Origin of the sequence: Neoroseomonas rubea, from assembly GCF_016106015.1 — a bacterium.
In the GTDB taxonomy this organism is placed as follows: Bacteria; Pseudomonadota; Alphaproteobacteria; order Acetobacterales; family Acetobacteraceae; genus Neoroseomonas; species Neoroseomonas rubea.
The window spans coordinates 1-13,607 of record NZ_JACADQ010000089.1 but is presented as its reverse complement, the minus strand read 5'-3'; the positions used below and the strand labels follow the sequence as shown (position 1 = coordinate 13,607).

The window sequence follows — 13,607 nt, the reverse complement described above, 5'->3', positions numbered from 1 at the left end:
GTCACCGGGCCCGGATGGTCGGCGTCGAGCGCCTCCGGCATCGCGGCCGCGGCGATCGCCGCCGGCGCGGCGACGGCGGCGACAGGGGCGGCGACCGTCACCGCGGCGGGGGCCGCGACGATCGACTGGCGGACCACGCGCAGCCGCGATTCCCCGTCCACCAGCTCGATCTCGGTGAGGTCCGTCTCGCGCAGGATCTGCGCCAGTTCGCGAATCGCGGCGGCGTCGAATTGGATGAAGTTGCCCATTATTCCTCGTCCTGCTGCACGAGCTCCGCCATGGCGCGCATCGCCATCGCGTAGCCCGCCACGCCGAGCCCGCAGATCACCCCGGTCGCTGCCTTCGAGATGAAGCTGTGGTGCCGAAATTCCTCCCGGCGGTGGATGTTCGTGATGTGCACCTCGATCACCGGCAGGCCGACCGCCAGCAGCGCGTCCATCGCCGCGATCGAGGTCGTGGTGTAGCCCGCCGGGTTGATGATGATGCCCGCGGCGCGGCCACGGCATTCCTGGATCCAGGTCACCAGCTCGCCTTCCGAATTGGTCTGCCGGAAATCGATGGCCAGGCCGAATTCCTCCGCCGTCTCGGCGCACAGCGCCTCCACGTCGTCGAGCGTCGCGGTGCCGTACTTCTCCGGCTCACGCACGCCAAGCATGTTGAGGTTGGGGCCGTTCAGCACGGCGATCAGGGGCGGATTCACGGACGTATCCCGCTGTCTGGGGCGGATGGGGCTAGCACGGGGGGTTTCCGGGGGGCAAGCGGCGCCCGGGGCTGCCATGCGCCCCCCTGCCTTGCGGCGCCCCCCCGGCTTCGCCACATTCCGCGCCAGCATGGACGCACGCATCGCCATCACCGTGAACGGGGAAACCCGCGACATCGCCGCCGGCGCGACGGTCGCGGCGCTGCTCGCCGAGATCGGCCTCGACACCCGCAAGGTCGCGGTCGAGCGGAACGAGGAGATCGTGCCGCGCTCCACCTACACCGCCGTGGCGCTGACCCCCGGCGACCGGCTCGAGATCGTGCACTTCATCGGCGGAGGCTGAGCATGGACGGGCATCCCGCCACCATCGACGACATGTGGGAAGTCGCGGGGCGCCGCTTCCGCTCCCGCCTCATCGTCGGCACCGGCCGCTACAAGTCGCTCGAGGAAACCGCCGCGGCGATCGAGGCCTCGGGTGCGGAGATCGTGACCGTCGCGGTCCGCCGCGTGAACCTCTCCGACCCCAACGCGCCGATGCTGCAGGATTTCGTCCCGCCCTCGCGCTACACCTACCTGCCCAACACCGCCGGCTGCCACACAGCAAGCGACGCCGTGCGCACGCTGCGACTTGCCCGCGAGGCCGGCGGGTGGAACCTGGTGAAGCTCGAGGTGCTGGGCCCGCCGCCCTTCCTGTACCCCGACATGCGCGCGACCTTCGAAGCCGCGGAAGCCCTCATCAAGGACGGCTTCCAGGTGATGGTCTACTGCGCCGACGACCCGCTGGCCGCCAAGCGGCTGGAGGAGATGGGCTGCGTCGCCGTCATGCCGCTCGGCGCGCCGATCGGCTCGGGGATGGGGGTGGTCAATCCCTATATGATCGGCGCCATCAAGCGGGAGGCGAAGGTGCCCGTGCTGGTGGACGCCGGCATCGGCACGGCCTCCGACGCGGCGCTCGCCATGGAACTGGGCTGCGACGCGGTGCTGCTGAATTCCGCCATCGCCCACGCGCGCGACCCGGTACGCATGGCCCGCGCGATGAAGGCGGCGGTCGAGGCGGGGCGGGACGCTTTCCTCGCGGGGCGCATGCCGCGGAACTACAGCGCGGATCCGTCCAGCCCGATGGCTGGGCTCATTCGGTGAAGGACGGGGGGAGAAGGGAACTTCTTCCCCCGCACCCCCCTCAACCTTCTTTGTCGTTTGGGTCAGGGTAGACGTCCGCCTCCCGCGCCCTCATCGCCCGGATCTCGGCCTCGACATCCGCCGGCGACAGGTCCGCCCGCCAGACCGCCGGCACCGCCAGCGCCGCGGCCAGGCGCCGCTTGTACTCGGCCTTCGGAATCTCCATCGCGCCGAAGCGCGCCAGGTGCGAGGTCAGAAACTGCGTGTCGCACAGGACGAAGCCACCCAGCCGAAGGCGCGCCACCAGATGCACGAGCGCGACCTTCGAGGCATCCGTGACACGGGAGAACATGCTCTCCCCGAAGAAGGCACCGCCCAGCGACACGCCGTAGAGGCCGCCGACCAGCCGCCCCTCCTGCCAGGTCTCGACCGAATGCGCCGCACCACGGCCGTGCAGGTCGAGGAACAGCCGCTCGATGTCGTCGTTGATCCAGGTATCCGTTCGGCCCGGCGCGGGCTCCGCGCAGCCGCGGATCACGCCGCCGAAGTCGCGGTCCGCCGTCACCTCGAAGCGGGCGGACAGCGCCGTCCGCATCAGCCGTCGCGGCAGGTGGAACCCGGCATGGATCGGCAGCACGCCGCGCAGCGCCGGGTCGAGCCAGTAGACGCGGTCCGACGCGCGGCTCTCGGCCATCGGGAAGACGCCCGCGGCATAGGCGCGCAACACGAGATCGGGCGTCACCTCGGCCTGGCGGCGGCTCATGGGCTGGGTCCGCGCCATGGGCCGGGGCGGGTCACTCTTCCTCGTCCTCCGGCGGCGCGACGGGGAGCATCGCCGTCTCCTTCGCCGTCGCCAGCGCGAGCACCGTCTCGATCCGCTCGACGCCGGCGCGGCGCCGGATCTCCTCGGCGACGAAGGCGTCGAGTTCCGCGAGCCCGGCCACGCGCAGCTTGAGCAGGAAGGTCCAGGGACCGCTCACGGCATGGCATTCCAGGACCTGTTCGAGCGCCAGCAGCCCGTCTCGGAACTTCGCCTCCTGCGCCCCGGCGCGGAGTGCCACGAAAACGAAGGCAAGCAGCGGGCAGCCGACGGCGGCGGGGTCGAGATCCGCCCGCCAGCCGCGGATCGTTCCGCGCTCCTCCAGCCGCTTCACGCGCTCGGCCGTGGCGGACACCGAGAGGCCGGCGACCTTCGCCAGTTCGGCAAGCCCCGCGGCGCCGTCATGCTGCAGCGCGACCAGGATGTTCCGGTCTATGCTGTCCATTGCCGCACCCTATCCGGCGCGGCCCGATCTGGAAAGGAAGAAATCGCGCGGGCTGCCCTGCCCGCGCGAGACACGTCAGACGTAGTGCTCGGCCAGCGGCCGGAAGCCGTTGAAGGCCTGAGACGCATAGGTGGTCACATAGGCGCCGGTCGAGAGCAGCTCCACCCGGTCGCCGCTGGAAAGCGCCATGGGCAGCCGGTAGTTCGACTTCTCGTACAGCGTGTCCGTGCTGTCGCAGGTCGGGCCGGCGATCGTCACGGGGCCGTCCGCGCCGCCGTCATGCGGCGTGCGGAAGCTGTACTTGATCGCCTCGCCCTCGGTCTCGGCGAGCCCGCCGAAGCGGCCGATGTCGAGATAGACCCAGCGCACCGGATCGTCCTTGCCCTTGCGGGAGACGAGCACGACCTCGCTGCTGACGACGCCCGCGTCGCCCACCAGGAAACGGCCGGGCTCGATCAGCATCTCCGGCAGGTCGTTGCCGAAATGCTGGGTCATCGCGCCCATGATCGCCATGCCGAAATCGTCGATGCCGGGCACCTCGGCGCGGTAGCGCACCGGGTAGCCGCCGCCGAGGTTCACCATGCGCAGCTTCACGCCGGCATCCTTAAGGTCGGTGAACAGCATCGCGACGCGGGCGATCGCCCCTTCATAGGCGGCCGTGCTCGTCTGCTGGCTGCCGACATGGAAGGAGATGCCATAGGGGTCGAGGCCGAGGTCGCGCGCGCGGACCATCAGGTCGCGCGCCATCTCGAGCTCGCAGCCGAACTTGCGGCTGAGCGGCCATTCCGCGCCCTTGTTCTCGACCAGGATGCGGCAATAGACGCGCGCGCCCGGCGCGTGGCGCGCAAGCTTGTCGAGCTCCGCCTCGCTGTCGAAGGCGAACATCGTCACGCCTGCCGCATGCGCGGCCTGGATGGCGGACACCTTCTTGATGGTGTTGCCGTAGGAGATCGCGTCCGGCCGCGCGCCGGCGGCGAGGCACGCCTCGATCTCCTCCCACGACGCAGCGTCGAAGGACGAGCCCAGCGCGGTCAGCCGCGACAGGATCGGCGCGGCTGGATTGGCCTTCACGGCATAGTAGACGCGCGCCAGCGGCAGCGCCGCCTTCAGTCGCCGATAATTCGCCTCCACCCTGTCCACGTCGAGGACAAGACAGGGCGTCGCGGGCGCGTGGTCGCGCAGAAACTGGGCGATCTTCGGGGTCATCGCCGCACCTCTCCAGGCTCCGGTGGGCCGCCTGTCCAGGCGACGGCCCAAGGTTGACGAAACGGTCGAACGAACCAGCGACCAAAATGAGCCGCCCGGCTGGCGCCGGACGGGGTTGCCAGAACGCTTGACGTCGTTGCGTAAACCCTTTGGCCGGGACGGCCGGGGGCCAGAGGCACGTGCGTACTGCGTCTGTCGCGGCCTATACGCCGCGCTGCGGGGGGTGCAAAGCGAAATCTTCGCCCCACCCCGAATTTTTTTCTCAAACCCAGCGAAAGGTCAGGAAAGGGGCCCGAGGCCTTGTGGGGCTCCGGGCGTTTCGTCCCGCCATCCCCGCGATTCGCAGGAAGGTTACCTGTCCGTCAGGCGGCCTTGGCGTCCACCCCGGCATTCTCGTTCGCGGCGCGGCGCAGTGCCTGCAGGAATTTCTCCCGCCGCCAGCACAGCAGCCGCCAGGCGCCCTTGGCCGCGATGTCCGCCATGCGGCCGCGGGGCTCCAGCCCGATCGACTTGAAGATCATCCCCATGCCCCGCTCGATGTGGCGGAAGCGATAGAACTGCATTGCCCGGCCCATGTAGCCCGCGATGCAGCGGTCATGATCGTAGGGCGTGCCCTCGGGGTCGTTGCCGCAGTGGAAGGCGTAGGCGAGCTCGTCGTCCTCGCTCTCGCCGATCCGCCCCAGGGCGACGCGCAGCCGGCGGGGGAAGGACAGGTTCTCCCGCGCGAGATACCGCCGCATGTGGTCGTAGAACAGCTTGAAGTGCCGGTACTCGTCCGCTGCGATCAGGCGGCAGACCTGCTTCAGCGCCGGCTCCTCCGTCGCCTCCCCCAGCGCGGTGTAGTAGGAGGAGGTGCCGGTCTCGACCATGCAGCGCGCGATCAGCTCGCCGGTGCGCGACCCGCGGATCGAGGCGTCTGCGTCGAGCTGGATCTTGTAGCCTTCCCGGTAGCGCGCGAAGGCCGCCGGGAAGTCCCAGCCCGGGTCGGCGAGCATGCCCCAGCGTCCAAGCGCGTCGCCGTGCTGCGTCTCCTCCACGCCCCAATGCTCGGCCGCGGCCTGGAAATCCGGGTCGTCGTGGAAGACGCGGGTGAGGTAGGTGACGTAGTCCGCCGCGTTGCGCTCGACCATGGCGGCGGCCTTGACCAGCGGGACGATCGCCGGATCGACCTTCGAAGGGTCGAACCGGTCCCAGCCGACCTCATCGATATGCCAGTGCTTCATGCCTACCTCGCGGGTCCGGACGCGGCGCGCGGGGGCCCGGTCGGGCGCCCCGTTCGATGCCACGGCATTTTCGGTCCCGACGTGGCGGTTTCAAGGCGATGTGACGATTCGGCGCGCCGGCGTGGCGCGCGGATCAGGCCGCCTGGGCGGCCGCGAGCATCGCCTCGGCGGCGAGCAGCCGCCCCATGGCGGCCTCGCGCTTCTCGGGCGTCATCTCGCCCGCGCCTTCCAGCACCTTGCGGCAGGCAGCGATGCGTTCCTCCGCCGCGGCGCGGGAGAGGTTCGCGACGGGCGTCGCCTCATCGGCGAGGATGGTGACGCGCTCGGGCGAGACCTCGGCGAAGCCGCCGGCGACGAAGAGCTTCTCGGTCTCCTGCCCGCCCTCGCGCACGGTGATGACGCCGCCGCGCAGCGCGACGATCATCGGCGCATGGCCGGGCAGCACGCCCATCTCGCCTTCCGCGGCAGGCAGGATCGCCATCTCCACGGGGCGGGAGAGCAGCAGCTTCTCCGGGGAGACGAGTTCGAGCTGGAAGGTGGCCATCCGGGGCATCCCCTAAGACATCTTATCTGGTGCGCCACCAGGGATGGCGCACCGCCTTGGCAGGATCCGGCCGCACAGCGGCCGGCGCCGCCCACTCGACGTGTCCCTCAGGCGCCACCGCGTCGCGGCAAAGCCAGGGGCGGCGGATGCCGCCCGCCCGGCGTCTGAGGGGCGATAAACTAGGCGGCCGCCTTCAACCCTTCGGCCTTCTTCACGGCCTCTTCAATCGTACCGACCATGTAGAAGGCGGCTTCCGGCAGGTGGTCGTATTCGCCGGCGCAGATCGCCGCGAAGGACCGGATCGTGTCCTCCAGCTTCACGAAGACGCCCGGCGTGCCGGTGAAGACTTCCGCGACGTGGAAGGGCTGGGAGAGGAAGCGCTGGATCTTGCGCGCGCGCGCCACGACCAGCTTGTCCTCTTCCGACAGCTCGTCCATGCCCAGGATCGCGATGATGTCCTGCAGCGACTTGTAGGTCTGCAGGATGCGCTGCACCTCGCGCGCCGTCTTGTAGTGCTCGTCGCCCACAACGCGCGGGTCGAGCGCGCGCGAAGTGGAGTCGAGCGGGTCGACCGCCGGGAAGATGCCGAGCTCCGCGATCGAGCGGTTCAGCACCGTCGTGGCGTCGAGGTGCGCGAAGGACGTCGCCGGCGCCGGGTCGGTCAGGTCGTCCGCGGGGACGTAGATCGCCTGCACCGAGGTGATCGAGCCCTTCTTCGTCGACGTGATCCGCTCCTGCAGCGCGCCCATGTCGGTGGCCAGCGTCGGCTGGTAGCCCACCGCGGAGGGGATGCGGCCGAGCAGCGCCGACACCTCGGCGCCCGCCTGGGTGAAGCGGAAGATGTTGTCGATGAAGAACAGCACGTCCTGGCCCTGCTCGTCGCGGAAGAACTCCGCGATCGACAGGCCGGACAGGGCCACGCGCGCACGCGCGCCCGGCGGCTCGTTCATCTGGCCATACACGAGGGCCACCTTGGAGCCCTCGGTCGTGCCCTCGCCGAGCTTGATGACGCCGGCATCGACCATCTCATGGTAGAGGTCGTTGCCCTCGCGCGTCCGCTCGCCCACGCCGGCGAAGACAGACACGCCGCCATGCGCCTTGGCGACGTTGTTGATCAGCTCCTGGATGGTCACGGTCTTGCCCACGCCGGCGCCGCCGAACAGGCCGATCTTGCCGCCCTTCAGGTAGGGGGCGAGCAGGTCGATGACCTTGATGCCCGTCACGAGGATCTCGGCCGAGGTGGCCTGCTCGTCGAAGGACGGCGCCTCGCGGTGGATGGTGTAGGACTTCTCGGCGTTGACCGGGCCGCGCTCGTCGATCGGCTCGCCGATGACGTTGAGGATGCGCCCGAGCGTCGCCGTGCCCACCGGCACCGAGATGCCCGCGCCGGTGTCGATCACTTCGGTGCCGCGCACCAGACCGTCGGTCGTGTCCATGGCGATGCAGCGCACGGTGCGCTCGCCCAGATGCTGCGCCACCTCGAGCACCAGCGTGCGGTCCTCGACCTTGGTGTGCAGCGCGTTGAGGATGTTGGGCAGGTCCTGCGGGAACTGCACGTCCACGACGGCGCCCAGCACCTGCGTGACCTTGCCGACATTGTTCTTCACGATGGCAATCCCCTGCTCGATCGGCGCCGCCTCGGCGGCATCGGACTTCTTCTTCGGTGCACGCGCCATCACACAGCCTCCGCTCCGGAGATGATCTCGATCAGCTCCTTGGTGATGTTCGCCTGGCGCGTGCGGTTGTAGTTGAGGGTGAGCTTGTTGATCATCTCACCCGCGTTGCGCGTCGCGTTGTCCATCGCCGTCATCTGGCTTCCGTAGAAGCCGGCGGTGGTCTCCAGCAGCGCGCGGTAGATCTGCACGGCAAGGTTCTGCGGCAGCAGCGCGGCGAGGATCTCGTCCTCGGCCGGCTCGTATTCGTACAGCGCCTGCGGGCCGGCGAGGGTGTCCTCCTCGCTCTCGGGCAGTGCGGTCGGGATCAGCTTCTGCTCGGACGGCGTCTGCGTGATCACGTTCTTGAAGCGGTTGTAGACCAGGGTGCAGACGTCGAACTCGCCCTTGTCCAGCATGGCGGTGAGCTGCGCCGCGACGTCGGCCGCGTCCTCGAAGCCCACGACCTTCTTGCCCGCGAATGAGATCTCGCCCACGAAGCGCGACGCGAATTCGCGCTTGAGAAAGACCGCGGCCTTCCGGCCAACGGCGAGGATCTTCACCGTCTTGCCCTGGCCTTCGAGCTCCCGGATGCGGGCGCGCGCGAAGCGGCCCACATTGGTGTTGAAGGCGCCCGCCAGGCCGCGGTCGCCGCTGACCACGACCAGCAGGTGCACGCTGTCCCCGCCGGTGCCCACCAGCAGGGCCGGCGCGTCGGGCTGGCCCGCCACGCCGGCGCCGAGGGAGGCGAGCATGCGCTCCATCCGCTCGGCATAGGGGCGAGCCGCCTCGGCGCGCGACTGCGCCCGGCGCAGCTTCGCCGCCGCCACCATCTTCATCGCCTGCGTGATCTTCCGCGTGGACTTCACGCTGTTGATCCGCATGCGCAGGGCCTTCAGGCTCGCCATGTGTGGCTCTCCGCGCCCTGCCCGCTCAGCCGAAGGTCTTGGCGAAGGAGTCGAGGAAGGCAACCAGCTTCGCCTCGGTCTCCTTCTTGATCTCGCGGTCGTTGCGGATTGCCTCGGGGATGCCGGGCTCGCGCGTCTTGAGGTCGGCCAGCAGCCGGCGCTCGAACTCGCCCACCTGGTTCACCGGGATGCGGTCGAGATAGCCGCGCGTTCCAGCGAAGATCGAGATCACCTGCTCCTCGACCGGCACCGGCTTGTACTGCGGCTGCTTCAGAAGCTCCGTCAGCCGGGCGCCGCGGGCGAGCAGCGCCTGCGTCGTCGCGTCGAGGTCCGAGGCGAACTGCGCGAAGGCCGCCATCTCGCGGTACTGCGCGAGCTCGAGCTTGATCTTGCCCGCGACCTGCTTCATCGCCTTGATCTGCGCGGCCGAACCGACGCGGGAGACCGAGAGGCCGACGTTCACCGCGGGGCGGATGCCCTTGTAGAACAGTTCGGTCTCCAGGAAGATCTGGCCGTCCGTGATCGAGATGACGTTCGTCGGGATGTAGGCGGACACGTCGCCCGCCTGCGTCTCGATCACCGGCAGCGCCGTCAGCGAGCCCGCCTTGAAGTCGTCGTTCATCTTGGCGGCGCGCTCAAGCAGGCGCGAATGCAGGTAGAAGACGTCGCCCGGATAAGCCTCGCGGCCCGGCGGACGGCGCAGCAGCAGCGACATCTGGCGGTAGGCGACGGCCTGCTTGGAAAGGTCGTCGTAGAAGATGACCGCGTGCATCCCGTTGTCACGGAAGAACTCGCCCATCGCGCAGCCCGAATAGGGCGCGAGGAACTGCATCGGCGCCGGGTCCGACGCCGTGGCGGCCACGATGATCGAGTACTCGAGCGCGCCCTGCTCCTCCAGCTGCTTCACGAGCTGGGCGACGGTCGAGCGCTTCTGCCCGATCGCGACATAGATGCAGTAGAGCTTCTTCGACTCGTCGCCGGAGGCGTTGACCGTCTTCTGGTTGATGATCGTGTCAACGATCACCGCCGTCTTGCCGGTCTGGCGGTCGCCGATGATCAGCTCGCGCTGGCCGCGCCCGATCGGGATCAGGGCGTCGATCGCCTTGATGCCCGTCTGCATCGGCTCATGCACCGACTTGCGGGGGATGATGCCGGGCGCCTTCACCTCGACGCGCGTGCGCGTCACGTCGGTCAGCGGGCCCTTGCCGTCGATCGGGTTGCCGAGCGCGTCCACGACGCGGCCGAGCAGGCCCTTGCCGACCGGCACGTCTACGATCGACCCGGTGCGGGAGACGGTGTCGCCCTCGCGGATGTTCTTGTCGTCGCCGAAGATCACGACGCCGACATTGTCGGCCTCGAGGTTCAGCGCCATGCCGCGGATGCCGGCGGAGGGGAACTCCACCAGTTCGCCCGACATCACGTTCGCCAGGCCGTACACGCGGGCGACGCCGTCGCCCACGGTCAGCACGGTGCCCACCTCGGCCACGTTGGCGTCGGCGTCGAACCCGGCGATCTGCTTCTTGAGAATCTCCGAGATTTCGGCGGGACGAATATCCATGGTCAGGCGGCCCCTTTCATCGCGTACTGCAGGCGCTGCAGCTTGGACTTGATGCTGTTGTCGTAAAGGCGGGAGCCGATCCGCACGACGAGCCCGCCCAGGATGGCGGGGTCGACGGTCTCGGACAGGCGCACGCCGGAGAAGCCCGCCTCGGTCAGCCGCGCGACGATCTGCGCGCGCTGCGTGTCGGTCAGCGGATGGGCGGTCGTCACCTCGGCTGTCTGCTGCCCGCGCCGTTCGGCGAGCAGCATGCCGAAGGCGGCGGCAACGGAAGGCAGCGCCGACAGGCGCCGGTTGGTGATCAGCACGCCGAGCAGGTTGCGCACCTCGGTGCCGGTGCCGACGCGGTCAAGGATCGCGAAGACCCCCGCACGCTGCTTCGCGCCGTCGAGGCGCGGATCGGCGATGAAGCGGCGGAAGCCCTCGTCGCCCTGCCAGAGGGAGAGCAACCCCTCGAGGTCAGCGGCGATGCGGTCGATCGCGCCGGGCTCCGCCTGGCGCAGGTCGTCGGCAAGGCCGATCAGCGCCTGGGCATAGCGGGCGGGCGCGCCCACGGGGTTGTGGGGGGCGGACATTCTCGTCTGGATGGTCTCGGCGGCGGCCACGGGCGATCCGGGTCCTGTTCTGCTTGGCTGCACGTAAGGACATGCCCACGCGAGGCTGCCCCCGGCGGCGGCGGGCGCTTAACATGGCGTTTGCCGCACCGCAACCGACCGCGCCACGAAAAGCGCGCGGTGACGCGCCTTCGCCCCCTTTGTGCCAGCATGGTGACCATGACGGGGGGCTTCTTCGGCTGGCGTGTGGTGGCGGCGGCCTTCGCGCTCGCCGCCTATGCGTGGGGAATCGGCTTCTACGGGCCGGGGCTGTGGCTGCTGGCGCTGACCGAAGGCCGCGGCTGGTCGGTGGGCACGGTCTCGGCCGCCATCACGCTGCATTTCCTGGCCAGTGCCGCGATCGTCTCCCGCCTGCCCCGGCTGCATGACCGCTTCGGTACGGTCGCCGTCACCCGCGCGGGAATCGTACTCGCCGCGGCCGGCGCGGCGGCCTGGGCCTTCGCCGCCGCGCCCTGGCAATTGGTGCCGGCCGCGCTGCTGACCGCCGCCGGCTGGGCCGTCACGGGCGGGGCGGCGATCAATGCCCTGATCTCGCGCTGGTTCGACCGCGCCCGCCCTGCCGCGCTCGCCATGGCCTATAACGGCGCCTCGATGGGCGGGATCCTGTTCGCCCCGCTGTGGACGGCGCTGATCGCGGGGGCGGGCTTCCCTGTCGCGGCGCTGCTGATCGGCGGGGGCGGCGTCCTGCTGCTCTGGCCGCTCGCCGGGCGCTATTTCGGCCCGGATCCCGCCGCCATGGGCCAGCACCAGGATGGAGCCCCCGCCCCGCCCGCGCCGCGCCCGGTGGCCGCGCCGGCCGGCGCGCTGCGGTCCCAGCCCGGCTTCCGCAGCCTGACGCTGGCCTTCGCGCTCGGCATGGTGGCGCAGATGGGGCTGCTGTCGCAGCTCGCCTCGCTGCTCGCCCCCGCGCTCGGGGTGCGGGGGGCGGGGCTCGCGCTCAGCCTCGCGACCATCTGCGCCGTGGTCGGGCGCACAGCGGTCGGCTGGCTGCTGCCGCCCGGGGCGGACCGGCGGCGCGCGGCGGTGCTGAACTTCGCCGTCCAGGCGGCGGGCAGCCTGTGCCTGATGGCCGCGGGCGGGGATGGGGCGGCGCTGGCCTTGCTGGCCTGCGCGCTGTTCGGCCTCGGCCTGGGCAATCTCCTGTCCCTGCCGCCGCTCATCGTGCAGGCGGAATGGCCGGCGGCGCAGGTGGGCGCGGTGGTCGCCGCGCTCAGCGCCGTGACCCAGGCCTGCTACGCCTTCGCGCCCGCCCTGTTCGGCCTGCTGCGGGAAGCCGCCGGCGACATGCCGGTCGCGCCCGCCGCGCTGCTGCTGCAGCTGCTCGCCGCCGCCATCGTCCTGCGCCGCCGCTGACGCGCTTGCCGCCCCGCCCGCCGCGGGCGAGCATCCGCGCGACCGCCCAGGGGAAGAAACGCACATGCTCGACAATCCGCCACTGCTGACCATCCATCGCGGCCATCGCCGGCCGGACAAGGCGCTCATCGAGGCCTTCCGCGGCGCGCAGACCTCCCATCTGGCCGATGCGATGGATGGGCGGGGCGCGCTCGACTGGCGCATCAAGCCGATGGATGAGGCGAACGCCGCCTTCGTCGGCACGGCGATCACCGCATTCGCCTATCCGGCCGACATCGTCGCGGTCTATGGCGCGCTGTCCGAGGCCGAGCCCGGCGACGTCATCGTCGTCGCGAACGACGCCTATACGGGCACGGCCGTGATCGGCGACCTCGTCGCGGGGATGATGAAGAACAAGGGCGTGGCCGCCTTCGTCACGGACGGGCTGGCGCGCGACCGGGCGGGCATCGTCGCCGCCGGCCTGCCGCTGTTCGCTGCCGGGATCATGCCGGCCTCCCCGGCCGGGAACGGCCCGGGCGTGGTGGGCGCGCCGATCACGATCGGCGGGCAGCATGTCCGGTCGGGCGACATCATCGTCGGCGACGCCGATGGCGTGGTGGTGGTGCCGCAGGACCGCGCGGCGGCGGTGCTGGAACGCCTCGCCGCCGTGCGGGCTGCCGAAGCCAAGGCGGTGGCGAATGTCGAAGGGGGCGCGACCGGCAACGACCGCATCCGCCACTTCGTCACCAACGCGCGCATCATCGGCCCGTGAGCGAATCCCACAGCGGCATCCCCAGCACCGCCGCCACCAGGATCAGCGCGTAGCCGGCGCCGCGGAAGACGCGCTCGCTCGCCAGCCCGAACAGCGCCGTCCCGCCCCACAGGCCGGCAGCGTAGGAGGGGCCGGCGGCGAGCGCGAGCCAGGCCGTCTGCCAGCCGAACAGTCCGCGCCAGGCGAAGGCCGCCGTCACCGCCACCGTCAGGATCGCGAAATACAGGTTCATGTTGGCGCGCACCGTCGCCGCCGGCATGTCGCGGCCGAGCCACCAGGCGGCCGGCGGCACGCCGCCCAGCATGGCCGTGCCGCTCATCGCCCCGCCCAGCGCGCCCACGCCGAACAGCAGCGGCGCCGAATCCGGCCCGCGGTAGCGCCAGCCCGAGGCCAGCACCGCAACGGCCGCCAGCACGAGCGCCGTCAGCCCCCAGCGCAGCGCCACGGGATCGGTCGCGGCGAGGATCATGGCCCCGAGCGGCACCGCGCAGATCGCCCCGCCGCTCATCACGGCCACCTGCCGCCGCGCGGCGAGCCGCCAGGCGTTTGGCAGGAACACCAGGCAGGAGACACATTCGAGCAGCGCCAGCACCGGGATCGCAGCCCGCGGCCCGACGGCGGCGGCGGCCAGCGGCACGAAGACCAGCGCGGCGCCGAAGCCCGAGAAGCCGCGCGACAGCCCGCCCGCCAGCGCCGCCGCCGCGACGCCGAGCA

The 13,607-nt window shown here is 70.6% G+C and carries 15 protein-coding genes and 1 pseudogene; 4 read left to right on the top strand and 12 right to left on the bottom strand.

Features of this window, described 5'->3' with window-relative positions; genetic code table 11:
- Together HW577_RS11150 and aroQ are read right to left on the bottom strand one after the other, a co-directional pair.
- A pseudogene (locus tag HW577_RS11150) lies at positions 1-248 on the bottom strand (acetyl-CoA carboxylase biotin carboxyl carrier protein); the annotation flags it as partial.
- Positions 248-700: a type II 3-dehydroquinate dehydratase gene (gene aroQ, locus HW577_RS11145; protein WP_198376207.1), complete on the bottom strand. Its 453-nt coding sequence runs from the start codon at positions 698-700 to the stop codon at positions 248-250. The gene aroQ and the pseudogene HW577_RS11150, both read right to left, overlap by 1 nt.
- Positions 701-830: 130 nt before the next feature.
- Here aroQ and thiS point away from each other — a divergent pair, with 130 nt between their 5' ends.
- Positions 831-1,043 (top strand): sulfur carrier protein ThiS, encoded by a 213-nt coding sequence (gene thiS / locus HW577_RS27180; protein ID WP_232474856.1) that lies wholly within the window; start codon positions 831-833, stop codon positions 1,041-1,043.
- A 2-nt stretch (positions 1,044-1,045) separates the two neighbouring features.
- The gene (locus HW577_RS11135) at positions 1,046-1,840 is read left to right on the top strand and encodes a thiazole synthase (protein WP_232474855.1); all 795 of its coding nucleotides are present in this window, start codon (positions 1,046-1,048) and stop codon (positions 1,838-1,840) included.
- A gap of 40 nt (positions 1,841-1,880) precedes the next feature.
- On the opposite strand, the gene aat is transcribed toward HW577_RS11135, so the two are convergent.
- From aat to atpH, 9 genes are all read right to left on the bottom strand, one after another.
- Positions 1,881-2,582 carry a leucyl/phenylalanyl-tRNA--protein transferase gene (gene aat / locus HW577_RS11130; protein WP_198376205.1) on the bottom strand — a complete coding sequence of 234 codons (702 nt, stop codon included), beginning with the start codon at positions 2,580-2,582 and terminating at the stop codon, positions 1,881-1,883.
- Between the two features lie 31 nt (positions 2,583-2,613).
- Positions 2,614-3,084: an Lrp/AsnC family transcriptional regulator gene (locus HW577_RS11125; protein WP_198376204.1), complete on the bottom strand. Its 471-nt coding sequence runs from the start codon at positions 3,082-3,084 to the stop codon at positions 2,614-2,616.
- Positions 3,085-3,159: 75 nt separating this feature from the next.
- Positions 3,160-4,290, bottom strand: coding sequence for a type III PLP-dependent enzyme (locus HW577_RS11120; RefSeq protein ID WP_198376203.1), 1,131 nt, complete (start codon positions 4,288-4,290; stop codon positions 3,160-3,162).
- A gap of 362 nt (positions 4,291-4,652) precedes the next feature.
- On the bottom strand, positions 4,653-5,513 hold the full coding sequence (locus HW577_RS11115; RefSeq protein WP_198376202.1) for a ferritin-like domain-containing protein: 861 nt from the start codon (positions 5,511-5,513) through the stop codon (positions 4,653-4,655).
- Between the two features lie 133 nt (positions 5,514-5,646).
- Positions 5,647-6,057 carry an ATP synthase F1 subunit epsilon gene (gene atpC, locus HW577_RS11110; RefSeq protein ID WP_198376201.1) on the bottom strand — a complete coding sequence of 137 codons (411 nt, stop codon included), beginning with the start codon at positions 6,055-6,057 and terminating at the stop codon, positions 5,647-5,649.
- Between the two features lie 179 nt (positions 6,058-6,236).
- Positions 6,237-7,667: a F0F1 ATP synthase subunit beta gene (atpD, locus tag HW577_RS11105; RefSeq protein WP_198376209.1), complete on the bottom strand. Its 1,431-nt coding sequence runs from the start codon at positions 7,665-7,667 to the stop codon at positions 6,237-6,239.
- Between the two features lie 65 nt (positions 7,668-7,732).
- The gene (locus tag HW577_RS11100; RefSeq protein ID WP_198376200.1) at positions 7,733-8,617 is read right to left on the bottom strand and encodes a F0F1 ATP synthase subunit gamma; all 885 of its coding nucleotides are present in this window, start codon (positions 8,615-8,617) and stop codon (positions 7,733-7,735) included.
- A 25-nt stretch (positions 8,618-8,642) separates the two neighbouring features.
- On the bottom strand, positions 8,643-10,175 hold the full coding sequence (gene atpA / locus HW577_RS11095; protein ID WP_198376199.1) for a F0F1 ATP synthase subunit alpha: 1,533 nt from the start codon (positions 10,173-10,175) through the stop codon (positions 8,643-8,645).
- A gap of 2 nt (positions 10,176-10,177) precedes the next feature.
- Complete coding sequence (atpH, locus tag HW577_RS11090) at positions 10,178-10,780, bottom strand: ATP synthase F1 subunit delta (RefSeq protein WP_332837629.1); 603 nt, start codon at positions 10,778-10,780, stop codon at positions 10,178-10,180.
- Positions 10,781-10,948: 168 nt separating this feature from the next.
- Here atpH and HW577_RS11085 point away from each other — a divergent pair, with 168 nt between their 5' ends.
- Complete coding sequence (locus HW577_RS11085; protein WP_198376198.1) at positions 10,949-12,142, top strand: MFS transporter; 1,194 nt, start codon at positions 10,949-10,951, stop codon at positions 12,140-12,142.
- A gap of 64 nt (positions 12,143-12,206) precedes the next feature.
- The gene (locus HW577_RS11080) at positions 12,207-12,893 is read left to right on the top strand and encodes an RraA family protein (RefSeq protein ID WP_198376197.1); all 687 of its coding nucleotides are present in this window, start codon (positions 12,207-12,209) and stop codon (positions 12,891-12,893) included.
- Here HW577_RS11080 and HW577_RS11075 read toward each other — a convergent pair.
- On the bottom strand, positions 12,880-13,607 hold a 728-nt coding region (locus HW577_RS11075), incomplete at its 5' end, for a sulfite exporter TauE/SafE family protein (protein ID WP_198376196.1). The two genes, HW577_RS11080 and HW577_RS11075, sit on opposite strands and share 14 nt — an antisense overlap.

Excerpts from the sequence above, each read along its gene's own strand:
- atpC (WP_198376201.1), bottom strand. The coding sequence starts at position 6,057 with ATGGCCACCTTCCAGCTCGAACTCGTCTCCCCGGAGAAGCTGCTGCTC.
- HW577_RS11125 (WP_198376204.1), bottom strand. The coding sequence starts at position 3,084 with ATGGACAGCATAGACCGGAACATCCTGGTCGCGCTGCAGCATGACGGC.
- HW577_RS11100 (WP_198376200.1), bottom strand. The coding sequence starts at position 8,617 with ATGGCGAGCCTGAAGGCCCTGCGCATGCGGATCAACAGCGTGAAGTCC.
- HW577_RS11080 (WP_198376197.1), top strand. The coding sequence starts at position 12,207 with ATGCTCGACAATCCGCCACTGCTGACCATCCATCGCGGCCATCGCCGG.
- HW577_RS11115 (WP_198376202.1), bottom strand. The coding sequence starts at position 5,513 with ATGAAGCACTGGCATATCGATGAGGTCGGCTGGGACCGGTTCGACCCT.
- HW577_RS11135 (WP_232474855.1), top strand. The coding sequence starts at position 1,046 with ATGGACGGGCATCCCGCCACCATCGACGACATGTGGGAAGTCGCGGGG.
- atpA (WP_198376199.1), bottom strand. The coding sequence starts at position 10,175 with ATGGATATTCGTCCCGCCGAAATCTCGGAGATTCTCAAGAAGCAGATC.
- aat (WP_198376205.1), bottom strand. The coding sequence starts at position 2,582 with ATGAGCCGCCGCCAGGCCGAGGTGACGCCCGATCTCGTGTTGCGCGCC.
- HW577_RS11120 (WP_198376203.1), bottom strand. The coding sequence starts at position 4,290 with ATGACCCCGAAGATCGCCCAGTTTCTGCGCGACCACGCGCCCGCGACG.
- HW577_RS11085 (WP_198376198.1), top strand. The coding sequence starts at position 10,949 with ATGACGGGGGGCTTCTTCGGCTGGCGTGTGGTGGCGGCGGCCTTCGCG.
- thiS (WP_232474856.1), top strand. The coding sequence starts at position 831 with ATGGACGCACGCATCGCCATCACCGTGAACGGGGAAACCCGCGACATC.